The following is a 16,910-nucleotide window of genomic DNA, read 5'->3' as shown; positions in this document are numbered from 1 at the left end:
AGGAGAGTATAAGGAACTTAGATCTTCTAACCTGTATTGATCGAACAATAGACGGCATCTCTGGTCTAGCTATGTTAAAGAAAACAGCCGAACATCCATCCGACGAGGGGGCTTGTTCGGCTGTCTTTAAACTGCTAGCCATGGTGGCCGGAATGAGCAGAGCCATTATCTGCTGGTGGTTTTTGCTGTTCTTGGTCAGCAGGTTGATCAGTACTCTGTGCTGCGGCGAATGCCGGCGTCATTACCGGACTTACGACCGTACCAAGAACGAATGCAACCATAAGACTAGCAAAAACGAATTTAGTGAACATCTTCATAAACAAACCTCCCTAAGAGAATATATTTAAGTTTTAACTCTATGTACTCTATACAGCAATATCGATTTCCCCGCCCAGATTTGGTTCAAGGTTTTTAGGGGTTCCCTTGCTGGCTAGGGTTGTCTTTCTGTTTTCGCTATCTTTATTCATAGCGCCGCTTGCCATCTGACTGTGCTGACTGCCACTGCAACCTGCCATACCAGACATGCCTGCACCACCAGCTACTCCGCCCATGTTCATCTCGCATTCACCTCCTGATAGAGAATATGGCTCATTATAACAGGGAAAAGTGAATAACTAATGAATTTTGGAAGAGTATAATCATTTTCTTTTTAACCGAATTCGTTTACCCGATAACCCTCCTGGCCCCCACATACCGTGAGCTCCAGTAAGGACTGCTCATACGATCAATTGCTATACCCCTACTTGATGTGGCACTGATAAAATTGCCATCACCAAGATAAATTCCATTGTGAGATGGCCCGGGCTCATAGGTACTGAAAAACACGAGATCGCCCGACTTTAGCTGATCATAACGTATAGGAATTCCTACTTGAAATTGGACATCGGCAGTCCGTGGTAGCGAAATTCCACTGGCACGGAACACATATTGAGTAAAGCCTGAACAATCAAAGCCCGCAGGAGAGTTTCCACCCCACAGATAGGGTACTCCAATGAAACGCTTAGCAAATGAAAGGATCCCGTTTGCGTTTAACCTGCGACTAAAACTTCGGTTTACACCAGCACGGGAGGCACGCAGCGCTTCCCAGGTCTCAGCCCCAACGATATCATCTACCTCTAAACCAACTGACATTTGGTACTGCTCGACTGCCTGTTGGGTTTGGATTCCGTAAACACCATCAACCTCACTAATCTCATACTGCATTTTCTGTAGTTGTTCTTGCAGAATTCGAACCTCTGAACCCGAGTCACCAGGTTTCAAGCTGGCGGCGCTTGCGACCGCCAAGCTTCCTAGCTGAATCGTCAGCGCAAAATAAACCAGTATCCAACTTGCTCTAAAAAGGACTTTCAATTGAATCCGCCTTTCTCTGCCTTCGAGGTTAGCTGTCGGGTTAGGGCCAAAGGCTGACCCCGCATGGTTCCATGCTTCACCCCAATGTTGGTTCCCCCGTACCTTTCGGATTCGGCATTGTTAAGATTTTGGAAACGATTATGGCTTAAGCCAAGGGATAAAGCGTGGCGTCCTCGCCGCGTACTCGATATACTCATCACCGAACTGTTCAATGGCTTCTTGTTCTTCCCGCTTGGAAAGCCATAGATACATACGAACCAGTACGGGGAACATTAATACTGTCAGTATCGTCGGCCATTGAATTAAGAATCCTAGCATCATCGCGATAAACGCAACATACTGAGGATGCCTAACATATTTGTATGGCCCTGTCATCGCAACTGAATTATTCTGTTGTGCTTTGTGCAAATAGCGCCAAGTGAACCCTAAGAAGATTAGCCCGCCTGTAATGAACACTTCACTAACGGTGTGAATCCAACTGGTGTGGGGATCACCTGTCATCCCTAAGAGGGTGTACCATAAATGTCCGCCACCATGAGAAAAGTTTAGTTCTGGAAAATGTGTTCCCAACCAACCGGAGAGAAGATAGATCGTGAGCGGAAACCCATACATTTCCGTGAATAACGTGATGATAAACGCGGAAAACGCTCCAAAGGATCGCCAATCCCGAACGTTGCGCGGCCGGGTAAAACTCAGTGCAAAAATAATAAAGATTAACGAATTAACCACTACAGCGCCCCAAAGGCCATAACCCCACATGACAGCCACTCCTTATTCATCGTGTTATATCAATTGGCTGTCATCTATCTATTCAGACAACCAAGCTATTGTAAAAAAGGGACCTAGTAAAAGTGCTACTAGGTCATTTACTACTGAGGAGGTGGTGTTAACCACCCATGTATACTTTAACAAACAAGTATTAATATCTGATGAATATGATGTGAATAAGTCATGAATTTTTTCCGTCATTGCATTAAAATCAACAGTTCTCCTGATATGTAGTTCAAGAATTATTCGAGATATGCCAAGAAAGCCGGCAGGCACATAGCAAAGCAGCCCTACTAAAAGGGCTGCTTTGTTGTGTCACTATATCGAACTCTCGTTTGGGCAACAGGATAAACAACAACTCTGATATTTCCGCCTTATCTATTTCTATGCAATATCCAGTTCCTCAGCCTCTGACCTGGCATAAGCCGACCGATCAAACTCACCTGCATTATCAGCTATTACCAACGATGCTACAGTAGTGCCTGATGCATTGACAGCCGTACGGGCCATATCAACAATCGGGTCAATGCCAAGCACAATGGCCATTCCTTCAAGAGGAAGCCCCAGACTGGCTAGTACCACCGTCGTAGAGATCGACGCAGGTCCCGGAATACCTGCCGTTCCGATCGAGGCTATTGTAGCAGAGGCAACAATCAGAAAATAATCAGCAATTGTTAGTTCGATACCAAAAACACGAGCTACAAAAACCGCTACAATAGCTGGCCATAAACCACCGCAACCATTCATATTCATTGTAGCACCTAAGGGGGCCACAAAGCTGGCTACTTTCCCTGATACCTTTAATCGTTTAGTAATGACCTCTAAATTCACTGGCAAGGTGGCATAACTACTGCGCGTCGTGAATGCTACCGCTAGCACCGGATAAATTTTTCGCAGAAACTGGAGAGGATTAACCTTGACTACAAAGGCAACTAAACTGCCATAGGTAATTAGCATATGAACGGCGCAGGCAATATACACCGCTACAATCACTTTCCCCAAAGGTAATAATGTGGCTAACCCATATTTGCCAGACATAGTTACCATCAAACCAAACACACCGTAGGGCGTAAAACGGACAACCAGTCCAGTAACCCGGAACATCACCTTGGTAAAGGAATTAATAAATTCTTTAACCGGTCTCATACTCTCCGGTGACTTGGCACTCTCGATAATAATTGCAACAGCGAAAAATAATGCAAAAACAATAACTGGTATGACTTTGCCATTGGCCATTTCCGCTACCGGATTGGCAGGCACCAAGTCTAAGAGTACCTTGCTGAAGGCCGGAACTTCACGTGCCTTAAATGAAGCATTGGCTGTAAACTGCACGCCAGATCCAGGATCGAGTAGTAAAGCAACGCCTAAGCCAATGCTGGCGGCTATTGCAGTAGTTACCAAAAATAGGGATACCGTTTTTAAGCCTATCTGTTTCAACTTCCCTGGGTCAGACAAAGTGGTGATGCTGGATATAATAGAAGCTGCCACCAACGGCATAACGAGCATCTTAATAAGGTTAATATAAACCTGTCCAATAGTGCCTATATTGGCGGACTGCTCTTTGAACAGTATTCCAACAGTAACACCCGCAATCATGCCAATAAACACCCGAGTGCCAAAACCTACTCTTTTAACGGCTAATCCGTATAGTATTGCTATGACAATGGCGGAAACAATCATTCCAAAATTCATAAATAAGCTCCTTTCTAATACATAACTAATCGCTTAATCATCTTTCCCCGTCCTCTGCATGATACAACACATAAATCTCACTTCCTCTCCCACGCAAACAAAAAGGTCAAGACGTCCCTCGTAGAGGAATGTCTTGACCTTTGGACGTCCAATCAGTCATTAAATTAAATTGGCTAAGTTACTTTATCGTATGTAAACGCACATGTCAATGGAACCTTTTCTGTAATAATTCAAGAACGAAGAATTGACCCAAAGCCAATCCTCAGTTCAGTATACGGAGTACAAAACTATTTGTTCTCTTTTTGGGGAGAAATTTCGCAACAATCAGATGCCTGGACTTGGTTCTTCCCTGCCTCCTTTTCCTTTTCGACAATACGTTTCTCAGTATCTCGAATTATTTTCTCCTGGATGTAATTGCCCTCACCGGCAAATACCGTCGATGCAAAGCCAGTTAAAACGAAGGCCAAGGTAGCAACTAGAGCTAACTTTTTCACAGTATCTATTCCCCCTTATTTTCTAGTAATTTCTTCCTACATCATACAAAAAACCTCTGAATATCTGATGAATTTCTTGTGAAAAACTTGCTCTATTTTCATAATTGATCGATTGAAATAAATATATGGGCGTAAAGGTGATGATTGCTCCATTTCGTTCTGCACTTTGACCAAGAAACTGAAATAGCATACGATCTTCGCAAATTATTCATTACGCTTTCACCTTAAGTCGGTATACTACAATCATGAAGAGATGGTTATTTACAAGTGTCCATGGTGCAGTAAAAGCCCCTGCGGTGCATCCATGAAAAAGACATTGGTTACTTTAAGTGTTATGTCAGCCCTCGTTATGATCACGGGAGTTACTTCAGCAAATTCACTTCTGCTCGATACAGACTTGATCAAGCCCAAACTAAAACTATTGTAAGCGCAGGCGGTAGTGAAAGCGGTCCGGTATATACTTCTATCGACCGCAATCCTACGCTCTACACTAAGCAAGTTGTCGGCAGCCGATTGAAGGATGGACTGCAGATGATATCGTTTACACTAAAGTGGATGGTGTTATCACAAAGGAATACCAGATTATTCGCAGTACCCCGAATTATGGTGGCGGCGATAATAACGCATACATATACGATTCCAAAGCAAAGTTTTTACATCCGCAAGCCAATGGCAAAGACCTCTCGGGTTAAGCACGAGAGGTCTTTGCCATTGGGGGAAAACTATCATGCCTTGTGATCAAGGCCGTGCAATAATCAATTTTAAGATGTTAGCAGATACGTTTATGTCCTGCTCGATAGTAAGGCCCGCCTCCAAGATGTTGTCTACTGTCCTACGATTGATATTTGAACCGACTAAATGCAAACTAACCGGATTAATAGCATCCATCAGCCACCCCAGAACCGGGTTGTCACTGCGTACATGTTCAAGTAAAATAATTTTACCATCTGGTTTACACACCCGCTTAGCCTCTAATAGTCCCCGAACTGGATCAGGGACAGAGCAAAAGACGCAAGTGGCAGTCACAGTATCAAAAGTGTTGTCAGCGAATTGCAGGTTTTGCGCATCCATCTCCAGCAGTTGTACCGACGCCTTTGCACTGGTCATTTTTTTACGTGCTTGCTGTAGCATACCTGGACTAAAATCAATGCCAATCACGTCACAATCAGGTGAATAATATTTAAGATTTTTCCCAGTCCCGACCCCAATTTCAAGGGCCTTGCCACTCGCCAGAGAAATCACTTTTTCCCGGAGGGTAGGAGAAATCATCTGATCCATCCAGTCATAGAACAATGCGGTACGATTATACCTACGTCTGATTATTTCAGTAGCATCCACCGACATTCACTCCTAAAGATATTTTGTATTAGGATTTGTGAGGCAAATAAACTTCAAACAAACTCCCTTGCCCAAGTACGCTTGATACAGTTACGTAGCCTTGATGCCGCTCAACTAACTGTTTTACAATGGCCAGTCCTAATCCAGCACCACCGCTCTTTCGGTCACGTGAAGCGTCTGCCCGGTAAAAATGATTAAAGACGAACGACAAATCCTCTGCCTTCATGCCAATTCCGGTATCCTGAACCTGAATTCTAACCCAGTCCGCTCCTTTTTCAGAGACCTGTGAACTAGATATAGTGACTAAACCATTCTCAGGTGTGTAACGGATTGCATTAGTCAGCAGATTGTAAATCACCTGTATCATTCGGCCTGCATCAACCTGCAATTCAGGGACAGCCCCCAGCATTTGCTTAAGAGCCACTTGTTTATCTTCTGCCAAAGGCTGAAGCATTTGGACGCTACGGGAGATTAAGGTGTTAATATCTGTTGGCGTTTTTTCCAATACTAATTGTCCAGCCTCTGCTAAAGACAAATCTCTAAGATCAACAATGATCCGATTTAGATGCACCGTTTCTTCAAGTAGAGACTTAATCTGATCAGGATTCGCCTCAATCACTCCGTCTAAAATGCCTTCGAGATTACCTTGTATGATTGCTAATGGAGTCTTCATTTCATGGGCGATATCTACAAATAGTTTTTGACGAAGTACCTGGTTTTCTGCCAGAGACTTGGACATCTGATTAAACGCTCCTGCCAATTGCCCGACTTCATCATTGGTTACAACAGGAACTTGATAATCGTACTGCCCTGAAGCCACTGCCTGGGCTCCAAGATTAAGTTTACGCAAGGGTACAGTGATATCCCTTGCCAAAACGTAACTGGCGGCAAGTCCTACTATAATCATCCCTATTCCAATCCAAAGCAACGACTGATGCACCGAGGACAGCATCGTTAACTCAATCGGCCCCATCACCATGTCAATTGTTGTGATTCCATCTGGATTCTGACTGATGTATATTTGCCGTTCAACTAAATACTCTCGGAAGTGAGTCTCCATTTGGTAATTCGCAAAATAGGTCAGCATAAGAACAGTAATCGTAATCAACAGAGACATGAGTAGGCTATAACGATACGTTATGCTCATTGTAGTTCTCCACTTTTGAATTTATAGCCGATACCATAAACAGTAAGAATCAGACTCGGGGCTTTAGGGTTGTCTCCCAGCTTCTTTCTCAAATTCTTTATATGCGCATCGATTGTTCTCTCGTATCCTTCAAAAGCCCCGCCTTGTATCCGCTCAACAATCTGAAATCGACTGAAGACGCGTCCAGGATTTGTGGCAAATAGCTCTAACAGTTTGAACTCAGTCGGAGTTAGCTCTAAAACAACCCCATTGTGTCGCACCTCAAATTGTTCCGGATCAATGATCAGTGAGCCTGTCTTGATTGGTTCCGGCTTTGCCGGAACTTTGTGAACCCGTCGCAATATCACCTTGGCACGAGCGACGACTTCTCTAGGACTAAAAGGTTTAGAGACATAATCGTCTGCTCCGATTTCCAAGCCAATTAGACGATCAGTTTCCTCATCACGGGCTGTAAGCATGATGATTGGCACATCCGACTCTTTTCTGACTCGCCGGCAGACTTCATAGCCATCGATTCCTGGCAGCATTAGGTCTAAAACAACTAGATCCGGATTCTGGCTCTGAATCGTATCGAGAGCAGTGTAGCCATCACGGGCAACCAGTACGGCAAAGCCTTCCGTTTCAAAGTACGCTCGTAATAATTTAGCGATCTTTTCGTCATCGTCGACGAGTACTACTGTAAGCTTACTCATATCCACCCCTCCAACCTATACATTACTGGCATCTAATCAATTCTCTTCTTGACTACGCCGTTTTCTTCTGTTGTTTAACCAAGCATTAATGCCATATGCGCTAGCAAGAAGAATGGCAATTACCGACAACCAACCCGAATTTTCCTGATAATTGACTATATCGTATCCAATCACTACTTCCAAGGCAGTTGATGGGAGTTTCCCAATTAAATTGGCGAAAATGTAGTCTTTTAAACTGATGCTGCTGAGAGCTCCTAAAGCGGTGATGATGCCAGAGGGAAAGTACGGTACCATCCGAGCCAAAAGCATTACCCTGAATCCATTGCGTCCACTAAGCTCGTCCACTTTTTTTAACATCGAACTTTTATCAACTAACTTCTTTGCTTCATCGCGAAACAGACCGCGCATAAGCAGAAAACTGATGGTTACACCCATGCATTCCGCTATCCAAGATATCAAAATTCCCGGAACAATACCGAAAAGAATGCCATTTGCCGTAGAAATCACAATAGATGGTAAGACGCCTGTGGCATTAATGATTACATCAATCACCACACTGATGACCATCGCCCAAGCGCCGAATGACCGTAGGAAATCAACTAGTGCTGCTACGTCACCGCCAACGATTAATGACCATAGCCGAGTCGATACCTCGGGCAAAGCTAAATGAAATATTCCAATACTAACGAGAAGCGCAAATAGCGATCCAAACTTAATCCAGCGACTATGTCTCATCCTATCAACCCCATTACTGTATAGATCAAGCCCTCTCATCGGAGGGCTTATCTTTACTCCAGTTCCTGTCGCATTGTGCGGTACTCTTCAACACTGATTTCGCCTTTTGCCAATCGCTGCTGGAGAATATCAAGCGCAGTTTCGGATTTTCTTTCTCTTGTTGATCCAGACATCACCTTTTTATATAGCCAAATGGCTGACAGTACGACCATCGCGGCAAAAGCAACATGAATGACTATGCCTAAACCCATACTTAACCAGCCCCAAAATCCGTTATAACCGATGCTCATCAATTATGCTCATCCCCCTTTATATTCCATTATATAATCAAACTATGAATATATCATGAATATTTTGTAGACAACTTATGCGATTTTGTAGAAATAAAGAAAATATTATCGCCCCTTAAGATACTATCGTTTTATCCAAAAAACAGAAATGGGGCGAAACAGCTCACGCTCCATTTCTAAGTCAGGTCTATATAATAAATACTCTATGCATAAAACAATAGAGTTACATAATATTAGCCTAGGACTGGACTAGGCTAATATTATTCTATATTAACCGAAGCGGCTATGACACCTCTCCAATATCGTTGTAATTGAAAAAAAGTCTTTCGTCTTGGCTTTCTGGTATGCCTCCATAATCAAGTTTTCTATCTCGTTTTCCTCCTATATTCTCTATAGTTTTTGATGCGCAATAGTTAACTCATTTTCTCTCACTTCTGCAGTCGCGGTTCGTCATCTTATTCCAGACATATCGTCCGGCCATAAAAACTGCAGCCAGAATTAGGATATTGAATAAGATGCCCATTAGGTTAGCAAACATGTCCGTTTGGCCGAAACCGAACATATTACCTAGCAAACCGCCCAGCAGCATACCGCCGCCAAGCAAACCGATATTTCTCATAAATCCGCCGCTTGTGGTCTGCTGCGCCGACTGCGGCGTTGCGGCCTTGGCTGCCGGAGCCTTTTCGGTATAGCTACTGGCAGGCGCGGATGGTTTGTAACTGCTGGCAGGGGGCGGCGCGGTCTGGGTTGTGGAAGGCCTCGACGGCGACGACATCCTGGGCTTTGAACCACCAACAGCAGCAAAGCCGATAGCATTGACAGCAAATACGAAAACGAATGTTAGTAACAACAGTTTTTTCACCTTACTCCTCCTTATAGGTCTTTACGTCTTCGGGGAAAGTATATATTTCGGCCAGATTCGGCAGTTCTCCTGATAGGTAGCGGTCAATGTCATGGACATCAATGTAGATAGTGCAGGCGACTTCCAAGTAGCCTTGCTCTTTCCCCTGATTCAGGCTACGGATATCCATCAGACGTTCCCGAAGCTCCTGGCAATCACTCATCGAAGCCGTGACATTGAGTGTCGCCAGCGGAACACCATAATCTCTAAGCACATCTTGCAAGTTCATTCGTTCTGACATTCCAATTCCTCCATTGCGGAAATAGTATTGCCTATGACAGACAAAGAGCGTGTCACCATTGCCTACGCTCTCTACGCCTAAAATATCTCCTTACTCAGCCTTTCACAGGGTCTTTTCTGGTGGTCTCTGTTTCTTTGTTAGTTTGGCTCCCGCCACAGCACCCAGATTTATGTTCATTCGATTTGTCTGAGCCATGGCTATGCCCGCCGCAGCATCCCCCGAATCGCATCATCAAAAACATCGCGCCGATAAGAAGACCATACTGTAGAATATCTTGCCACTCCATTTACTAGCCCTCCTTTTTTCTACCTTTACTATAACAGGAAGTATTGAAAAACTGATGAAGAATATCTGCTTTTGTTGAGAAGAGACTAGAAAAGCTACCAACATGACAGCTTTTCTAGTCTCTTCTTGGTTACTTATGCTGAATAGGAACAAACCGTTTTAGACGCAATGCATTAAGCACTACCGAAACCGAGCTGAATGCCATAGCGGCGCCCGCAATCATCGGCACAAGTAGCCTGCGGCAGCAATCGGAATACCCCACTGAGTTGTAGATTCAGATCACCGTGCATGAGCGTAATATCAGCCGCTTCAATCGCCACATCAGTACCTGTCCAAATAGCAAATCCAACATTAACTGTTCCCATTCGCACCTCTCGCCCCCGTGGCAATTTGACTGCTTATGTAAAAAGACTTTTTCAGCCTGCACTATTACACAGGGTCAATTTGCTTGCCAGAACCGCAATGAATTTCTTCTAGCGCAAATTGAATCGGCATACCTTTCCGATACGGTCGATCCGATAGCATCGAAAGTTAAAGTTCTATCGGCACTCCTGCAGCCTGCTTATAACGCCTTCCGGATCAACATTGTGCGGACAAACATTGCTGCAGCGCCCACAGTGAACACACTGTTCAATTTGGCCGTTTTTCAGCAAATAATTACGATCCAGTTCATCTCTAGGATCAAAAAAATGCCTGGCCAGAAGAACAAATCCTGATGGCCCAAGGAAATGACTGTCCGCTCGATTCAATGGGCAAGCAGCATCGCAACATTTACACTCCACACAGCGACTCGCAACCTTGATCTGTTCAAAATCTTCTACATTGATATATTCTGGCAGCACTACGCCATCAATGTTCTCTCGGCACAGAAACAACCTAAGCTTCTCGACCCGCGAATTATAAACACTTTGGTCAATAATCAAATCCCGTACAACAGTCTGTTTGTCCAACGGCTCAATTGTAAGTTCTTGCTCTGCAGCTTCGTGACAGGCTAAACACGGAACCCCATTGGCAACAACGCCGCAAAGACCGCAATGCCGGTTACGGCAGCAGTAGCTAAAGCTCAATGTATTATCACAATGATCTCTGACATATATGAGCACATCTAATATCGTCATGCCGCTTTCAAACGGAAAATCGAACTTTTCATAACGCGGTTTTATATCATGTTCTCGATCGAATCGGAAGATATTAACTTTTCCCTGTACCATCATCACATTCTCCCTGATCATTTAAGCCTTGCGTAAAGGATACCTCCATCGCACCACCCTGGGGTCTCTTGATAATTACATGTTTAATCCAATTAACGTCATCTCTGTCGGGAAAATCCTCCCGGAAATGTCCCCCACGACTTTCTTCCCGATGCAAAGCGGAATGAATGATTGCTTCAGCGGTAGTGGCGAGGAAATAATTTTCAATCCCTTGGACTAATTCCTGATTATATTTGCAAGAAGCTAGTGTACACTTTTGTTGAGCAAGTAACAACTTGATGTTCTCTATTTCATTTAAAGCCTTATTCAGACGTTTGGCTGAACGTACAACGCCAGCATTATCCCACATTACGGTCTGAAGCTTGCTGCGTAACTGATTTGGACTGTCACTCTTCTTGGTTGAAAAGAAAGATTTGATCATCGTCTCTACGTTCCGCACTGCGTCTGAATCGATCGGCAGTAGGGATTGTTCTGCTTCTGAGGTAGCTGCGACCCGTCCCGCCACAGATCCGCTGACGAGAACTTCTGCTAAAGCATTCTGGCTGAGTCTGTTTGCGCCATGTACACCAGCGGCACATTCTCCGATTGCATATAATCCGGGTATTTTCGTCCGCCAGTCTGAATTCACTCGCAAACCACCCATAATAAAGTGACAAGTAGGAGCTACTTCCAGCCATTCTTTCTCTGGATTAATCCCTATTTTTAAGTACGTTTTTACTAACGCCGGTTGCATCTTTGCCAAATATCCTGCCGGATGATAGGTCATATCGGCATAAACGCCGCCGTTCGGTCCACCTGATCCTTCGGCAACTTCTTTTACCATTGCGCGGGCAACCCTGTCACGAGTAGATAATTCGAGATGTTCTGCATCATATTTACTCATAAATCTTTCGCCTTTATTATTACGTAAATGTACATAATAAAGGAGTGCGCCAAGCGTACCTCGCAAAGATGCCGGCCGCACGAAGCCTAAAGGGAAAAATTGGACAAATTCCATATCCATTAACTCGGCGCCGGCATCTAAAGCCAACGCAAAGCCATCACCTGTAATATCCGTCGGATTGCTTGTGTTTGAATACACATTACCGGCTCCACCAGTCGCCAAAATAACTGCCTTCGCACGAATGACAACCAAGCCGCCGGTTCTAATATCCATCCCCACAGCACCGGTTGCCCGGCCATTAAAAATGAGTATCTTTATTACCACAATATTCGCGTATACAGGAATCCCCATTTTGGATACTTGCCCAAATAATGTTCGCAGCATTTCCCTGCCGGTACGGTCCTCAATAAAAGGGCAGCGAGGAAAAGAGTGGCCCCCGTCAATTCGCAACGCATAGTTTTTCCCGCTTTCATCCCGCTGCCATAAGGCGCCAAGCTTCTCCAACTCCAAGATGAGCTTAGGGCTTTCTCTTACTAGAATTTCAACAAGGCTTCTGTCGTTGAGGCCATATCCGCCTCTTATCGTATCCTCAAAATGAACCTGTTGACTATCTCCCGGCACTGCCCATGAACCGACGCCTGCAATAGCCCCAGGTGCCATAACCGTCGACCCGGAATGTTGCGGTATGCCCTTTGAAACAATCATGACACCCACATTATGCTTTTTTGCTTCATATGCAGCCATTGCTGCCGCCGCTCCGCCTCCGACAACAAGCACATCGGTGACTAGGCTTTCAATCGTTGCCGATAATTCCGTCATATTTTTTCAACCACTCCACAAATCTACTCAGATTGTCTACCATGTACTCATGATAGATTTTTCCCTTCTCAGGCGATGCTTTGCTAGAGTCAGAGAAAGAGCCGGATGGTGCAAACTTACGTTGTTCGGCGCTATTCCAAAATACTTCGATACTGTCCCCGCCTTTGCCAAATAAGTCATTATGCACAAAATCAGACATAATCGTTCTAACATCTACTTGCGTATCAGGGAGCTTAGCTGCTTTAATTAATGAAGGATATTTGTACCAGACATGTGATATTTCCAATTCACCAGCATGATGCTCAACCGACTCTTTAATATGAGAAATGCCTTTTGCAAGAAATAACGGATCCGCCAACGCCAGAAAAACATCCGGCAGTTCATATTCATGCAACCCTCTGCATGCGGTGGTAAGAGCTGCCAAATTTGTACCTTTATGTCCGTTAAGAAGAATGATTTTCTTAAATCCGTGCTTAGCTAAACTTCTGATCACATCTTTCGCAACGGCTACCAGAGTTTCCGTTGTCAAGGAAATTGTACCCGGGAACCCTAAATGATGCGGCGAATCACCATACCAAAGCGGTGGTGCCACCAGTACCTGAGTTTTTCTTGCCGTGTCTTCCGCCACGCTGATTGCGGCATAGCTGTCAACTCCGAGCGGACCGGCAGGCCCATGCTGTTCTGTACTGCCGATAGGAAACAGAATGATATCCTGTTCTTGCAGGTAATCTGCAACATCTTCCCAGGTCAGCTCCTGTAACCAAACTGAACGAAGTTCACTCATATTCTTTGTCCTCTCCTTCTATTCGGCGCCCGCCATGGCTTCGTATATGCTTCCAACTGGCGAATTGCGCTTTGTCTACCTTTGAGACATCAAAATATTTACTGACATTCACGCTGTCATAAAGCTTTCTATCCGCTCCTATTGGGCAGACTTTTATACATCGATTACAGGGATTACGGCATGTTTGTCTCAGCGTAACCCCATTGCGGGCACAGGCAATTCGATCAAGGTGAGCATACTTTTCATTGCCTGAAATAGCGCCAACAGGGCAATTTTTTTTGCACAGCATACAGCGGGAACAAAAATCATCGCTATGTACCGCATCCGGTTCCAGTTCCACTCCGCTCAATACGGAAACCAGCCTGATACGGGGCCCGTACTGCGGTGTAAGCAAAGTATGGTTCCAGCCGATTGTTCCCAAACCAGCGTATTTCGCCGCCCATACGTGAGAAAAAGCGGCAATCGGCTTTGTTAGCAGCATTTCAACATCACCATAGCCATCTCGCGGGATGCTAATGGCTGGACATCCGTTTCGATTCAAATACGCAGCAAGCTTATACGCCACCTGATCCAAAAGTAGATTCACCGTATCGTATAACTCGCGTCCAAGATTTGATGGCGCAGTATCAACAATCGGCAGCCATACCGGCATGCCTATGGCAATTACGGATTTAGCCGCCGGCCAAACACGATCTGGATGGTATTCAGTCGCGAGGTCTCCATATTCTTTCCATCTTGATACAGGTGCTATGCCAACAAGCTCCGCACCAAACTGCTTAGCCTCTGCAATAATAGTTTCTCTGTCTATGCTCTTGTTCATCACGCTATCCCCAAATATGCCGATTGAACCCTTTTGTTATCTAACAGTTCTGTACTAGCGCCAGCTAAAACGATTCGCCCTAATTCCAGTACATAACCGCGATCAGCTATACCAAGGGCCATAGTGGAATTCTGCTCCACCAACAGCACGGCTATACCGCGTTGATTAATTTGCTTAATGAGTTGAAAAACTGTATTAACTAAGATAGGTGCCAATCCCAAAGATGGCTCGTCAAGCAGCAAGAGTTCCGGCTGAGACATCAGAGCGCGGCCAATGGCTAACATTTGCTGTTCACCGCCGCTCAGCGTCCCACCTTTCTGATTTCTTCTTTCTCGTAGGATAGGAAATAATGCATACTGCTCTGCTAAAAGTTCTTGGACTTTATTTTTCGACTGGTAGAAAGCGCCCAATCGCAAATTTTCTTCCACAGTAATGTCAGGAAAAATCCAACGGCCTTCAGGAACAAGAGCTATCCCTGCATCCAACGCTTTATGCGGGGCGATTTGGGAAATGTTTTTGCCTTTAAAAAAAATTTCGCCTTCCCGTTCTTGAACCAGTCCCACTATGCTCTTGAGTGTAGTTGATTTTCCGGCTCCATTCGCGCCAATCAATGTAACAAGTTCACCCTGCCCTACCTCTAAGCTTACTTCGTGCACCGCCCGGATTTTTCCGTAGCTGGCCTTAAGATTAGCGATTTTCAGCATGCTGCGCTCCCCTTTCCCAGATACTCCTCGTTGACACGCTGATTGCCTTGTATAGCTTCAGGTTCGCCTTCTGCAATAATCTCGCCATGCGCCAAAACGGAAATGTGGTCTGAGACGGACATTACGACCCGCATATCATGTTCCACGATAATAATCGTTACACCTTGATCCCTAATGTCGCGTATATGCCTGACTAATTCCTGGCCTTCCGTATCGTTCATTCCCGCAGCCGGTTCATCCAGAAGCAAGAGTTTAGGCTTTGCCGCCATGGCACGGGCGATCTCAACTCTGCGCTGATGTCCGTATGATAAATTGCCAACTTGTTCATCCGCTATTCGTTCAATGCCAAACCGCTCAAGTAGGGAAATTGCATTCTCCTTAAGCCGCTTTTCCTCGTCAAATACCCATCGGCGCCCTATAGCTGTCGCCAACCAGCCGGAGGAGGTTCTGGCATGGTATCCCATTTTTACATTATCCAATACCGTCATAGAAGAAAAAAGTCTAATATTCTGGAAGGTCCGTACGATTCCCAACGAAACCCGCTCATGAATCGACAGCTTGCCTATATCAGAACCGGCAAAAAGCAGCGTCCCCGCGGTTGGCGTGTAATTACCGGCAAGAACGTTAAAGAACGTTGTTTTACCAGCCCCGTTTGGACCAATCAATCCTCTTATTTCTCCCTGCTCAACTTCTATGTTGATACTTTTCAAAGCAGCGATGCCGCCAAACTGTTTACTGATATTATTTGCCTGAATCAGCGCCATTGGACTTCACCTCCCCTGCGGATTCCGCGAAACGTACATGAGTGTCAGCACGCGCAAGCTTTTTGATTACTGCAGGGCACCACCCCAATATTCCTTGCGGCAGCAGATACATAATCAGTATAAGGGTCAAGCCATAAATGATACTCCTGAATTCCCCAAGGAATCTGAACATCTCGGGTATGATACTAAGCACTACTGCTCCTACAACAGAGCCGAACAGATTCCCCATTCCTCCAAGAGCTACCATAGCCACAATCGCAAAAGATTCCGCAGTTGTAAAATTATCAGGGCTGACATAGGTGATATAATAAGCGAATAAGCTACCGGAAACTCCCGCTAAAAATGACGATATGCCAAAAATAGCAATTTTATAGCGGGTAACATTGATACCCATCGCCTTTGCCGCCATTTCGTTGTCACGAATCGCAATCAGTGCCCGCCCTGGGCGGCCATTCAACAAACGCCTTAAGACAATCAATACGAAAATAACCAGCAGACTGGAAAAAAGGTAATACGTCTCTGAGCTTGCAATACTGTAACCGAATAGAGAAGGCTTGGGAATCCCCGCTATACCCGATGAGCCGCCTATAGAATCAGTATTGATCATCACCAAGCGAATAATTTCATTAAAGCCAAGTGTGCCAATGGCTAGAAAAATGCCCTGCAGCCGTAGCGCCGGGAAACCGACGGCGACACCAAAAATTGCAGTTACAACCCCGCTGGCTGGCAGCGCCAGTGCAAAAGGAACGCCAAGCTTTGTAGCCAGCAAAGCCGATGTATATGCCCCTATACCGTAAAAAGCCGCGTGGCCCAGTGAAAACAGCCCTGTATAGCCAATTAACAGATTCAGGCTTACGGCAAGAAGAACATATATATTTGCCATAACAAGCAGATGGTAAACATACTCATCGTCAATCAACTCAGGGATTAAAAGCATTGCGCCCGCCCCAAGAAATGCGCTAAGTCCTATTAATAATTTATGTGAGTTCATT

Annotated in this window: 21 protein-coding genes, 1 pseudogene and 1 riboswitch; all 22 genes and pseudogenes read right to left on the bottom strand. The window is 45.0% G+C overall.

Features of this window, described 5'->3' with window-relative positions:
• Positions 1 to 134: 134 nt before the first annotated feature.
• Entirely contained in the window at positions 135 to 317 is a 183-nt protein-coding gene (locus AXX12_RS17000; RefSeq protein WP_066245333.1) for a hypothetical protein, read from the bottom strand.
• Between the two features lie 48 nt (positions 318 to 365).
• The gene (locus AXX12_RS16995; protein ID WP_066245331.1) at positions 366 to 557 is read right to left on the bottom strand and encodes a hypothetical protein; all 192 of its coding nucleotides are present in this window, start codon (positions 555 to 557) and stop codon (positions 366 to 368) included.
• 106 nt (positions 558 to 663) lie between these two features.
• A complete protein-coding gene (locus AXX12_RS16990) occupies positions 664 to 1,350 on the bottom strand; it encodes a C40 family peptidase (protein WP_231881940.1) in 687 nt (228 codons plus the stop codon).
• Between the two features lie 2 nt (positions 1,351 to 1,352).
• A riboswitch (cyclic di-AMP (ydaO/yuaA leader) is annotated at positions 1,353 to 1,477 on the bottom strand.
• 11 nt (positions 1,478 to 1,488) lie between these two features.
• Positions 1,489 to 2,109 carry a methyltransferase family protein gene (locus AXX12_RS16985; RefSeq protein ID WP_066245329.1) on the bottom strand — a complete coding sequence of 207 codons (621 nt, stop codon included), beginning with the start codon at positions 2,107 to 2,109 and terminating at the stop codon, positions 1,489 to 1,491.
• Positions 2,110 to 2,502: 393 nt separating this feature from the next.
• Positions 2,503 to 3,810 carry a dicarboxylate/amino acid:cation symporter gene (locus AXX12_RS16980; protein ID WP_066245327.1) on the bottom strand — a complete coding sequence of 436 codons (1,308 nt, stop codon included), beginning with the start codon at positions 3,808 to 3,810 and terminating at the stop codon, positions 2,503 to 2,505.
• 287 nt (positions 3,811 to 4,097) lie between these two features.
• Entirely contained in the window at positions 4,098 to 4,304 is a 207-nt protein-coding gene (locus AXX12_RS16975) for a hypothetical protein (RefSeq protein WP_066245325.1), read from the bottom strand.
• A 738-nt stretch (positions 4,305 to 5,042) separates the two neighbouring features.
• Positions 5,043 to 5,648, bottom strand: a complete 606-nt coding sequence (locus AXX12_RS16965; RefSeq protein WP_066245321.1) for a class I SAM-dependent methyltransferase — start codon at positions 5,646 to 5,648, stop codon at positions 5,043 to 5,045.
• Positions 5,649 to 5,670: 22 nt separating this feature from the next.
• Positions 5,671 to 6,789, bottom strand: coding sequence for a sensor histidine kinase (locus tag AXX12_RS16960; RefSeq protein ID WP_066245319.1), 1,119 nt, complete (start codon positions 6,787 to 6,789; stop codon positions 5,671 to 5,673).
• Positions 6,786 to 7,481: a response regulator transcription factor gene (locus tag AXX12_RS16955; protein WP_066245317.1), complete on the bottom strand. Its 696-nt coding sequence runs from the start codon at positions 7,479 to 7,481 to the stop codon at positions 6,786 to 6,788. The genes AXX12_RS16960 and AXX12_RS16955 overlap by 4 nt, the downstream gene beginning before the upstream one ends.
• Positions 7,482 to 7,517: 36 nt before the next feature.
• A complete protein-coding gene (locus tag AXX12_RS16950) occupies positions 7,518 to 8,216 on the bottom strand; it encodes a TVP38/TMEM64 family protein (RefSeq protein WP_066245314.1) in 699 nt (232 codons plus the stop codon).
• 53 nt (positions 8,217 to 8,269) lie between these two features.
• Positions 8,270 to 8,506, bottom strand: a complete 237-nt coding sequence (locus AXX12_RS16945) for an SHOCT domain-containing protein (protein ID WP_066245312.1) — start codon at positions 8,504 to 8,506, stop codon at positions 8,270 to 8,272.
• Positions 8,507 to 8,924: 418 nt separating this feature from the next.
• The gene (locus AXX12_RS16940; protein ID WP_066245310.1) at positions 8,925 to 9,368 is read right to left on the bottom strand and encodes a hypothetical protein; all 444 of its coding nucleotides are present in this window, start codon (positions 9,366 to 9,368) and stop codon (positions 8,925 to 8,927) included.
• A 1-nt stretch (position 9,369) separates the two neighbouring features.
• Entirely contained in the window at positions 9,370 to 9,648 is a 279-nt protein-coding gene (locus tag AXX12_RS16935; RefSeq protein ID WP_066245307.1) for a hypothetical protein, read from the bottom strand.
• A gap of 94 nt (positions 9,649 to 9,742) precedes the next feature.
• Positions 9,743 to 9,934: a hypothetical protein gene (locus tag AXX12_RS16930; protein ID WP_066245305.1), complete on the bottom strand. Its 192-nt coding sequence runs from the start codon at positions 9,932 to 9,934 to the stop codon at positions 9,743 to 9,745.
• A gap of 129 nt (positions 9,935 to 10,063) precedes the next feature.
• Positions 10,064 to 10,298: pseudogene (locus tag AXX12_RS16925) on the bottom strand (hypothetical protein); the annotation flags it as partial.
• 174 nt (positions 10,299 to 10,472) lie between these two features.
• Complete coding sequence (locus AXX12_RS16920) at positions 10,473 to 11,147, bottom strand: succinate dehydrogenase/fumarate reductase iron-sulfur subunit (protein WP_197470777.1); 675 nt, start codon at positions 11,145 to 11,147, stop codon at positions 10,473 to 10,475.
• Positions 11,125 to 12,846: an FAD-binding protein gene (locus AXX12_RS16915; RefSeq protein WP_066245298.1), complete on the bottom strand. Its 1,722-nt coding sequence runs from the start codon at positions 12,844 to 12,846 to the stop codon at positions 11,125 to 11,127. The genes AXX12_RS16920 and AXX12_RS16915 overlap by 23 nt, the downstream gene beginning before the upstream one ends.
• A complete protein-coding gene (locus AXX12_RS16910; protein WP_066245296.1) occupies positions 12,821 to 13,630 on the bottom strand; it encodes a creatininase family protein in 810 nt (269 codons plus the stop codon). The genes AXX12_RS16915 and AXX12_RS16910 overlap by 26 nt, the downstream gene beginning before the upstream one ends.
• Positions 13,623 to 14,450, bottom strand: a complete 828-nt coding sequence (locus AXX12_RS16905) for a 4Fe-4S binding protein (RefSeq protein WP_066245294.1) — start codon at positions 14,448 to 14,450, stop codon at positions 13,623 to 13,625. Before AXX12_RS16905 ends, AXX12_RS16910 begins: the two co-directional genes overlap by 8 nt.
• The gene (locus AXX12_RS16900) at positions 14,450 to 15,154 is read right to left on the bottom strand and encodes an ABC transporter ATP-binding protein (RefSeq protein ID WP_066245292.1); all 705 of its coding nucleotides are present in this window, start codon (positions 15,152 to 15,154) and stop codon (positions 14,450 to 14,452) included. Before AXX12_RS16900 ends, AXX12_RS16905 begins: the two co-directional genes overlap by 1 nt.
• Complete coding sequence (locus AXX12_RS16895; RefSeq protein ID WP_066245290.1) at positions 15,148 to 15,918, bottom strand: ABC transporter ATP-binding protein; 771 nt, start codon at positions 15,916 to 15,918, stop codon at positions 15,148 to 15,150. The genes AXX12_RS16900 and AXX12_RS16895 overlap by 7 nt, the downstream gene beginning before the upstream one ends.
• Entirely contained in the window at positions 15,896 to 16,909 is a 1,014-nt protein-coding gene (locus AXX12_RS16890) for a branched-chain amino acid ABC transporter permease (protein ID WP_066245288.1), read from the bottom strand. Before AXX12_RS16890 ends, AXX12_RS16895 begins: the two co-directional genes overlap by 23 nt.
• Position 16,910: the final 1 nt, after the last annotated feature.

Source organism: Anaerosporomusa subterranea, assembly GCF_001611555.1.
In the GTDB taxonomy this organism is placed as follows: Bacteria; Bacillota; Negativicutes; order Sporomusales; family Acetonemataceae; genus Anaerosporomusa; species Anaerosporomusa subterranea.
The sequence above is the reverse complement of the archived record's forward strand: the minus strand, read 5'-3'. Positions and strand labels throughout refer to the sequence as shown.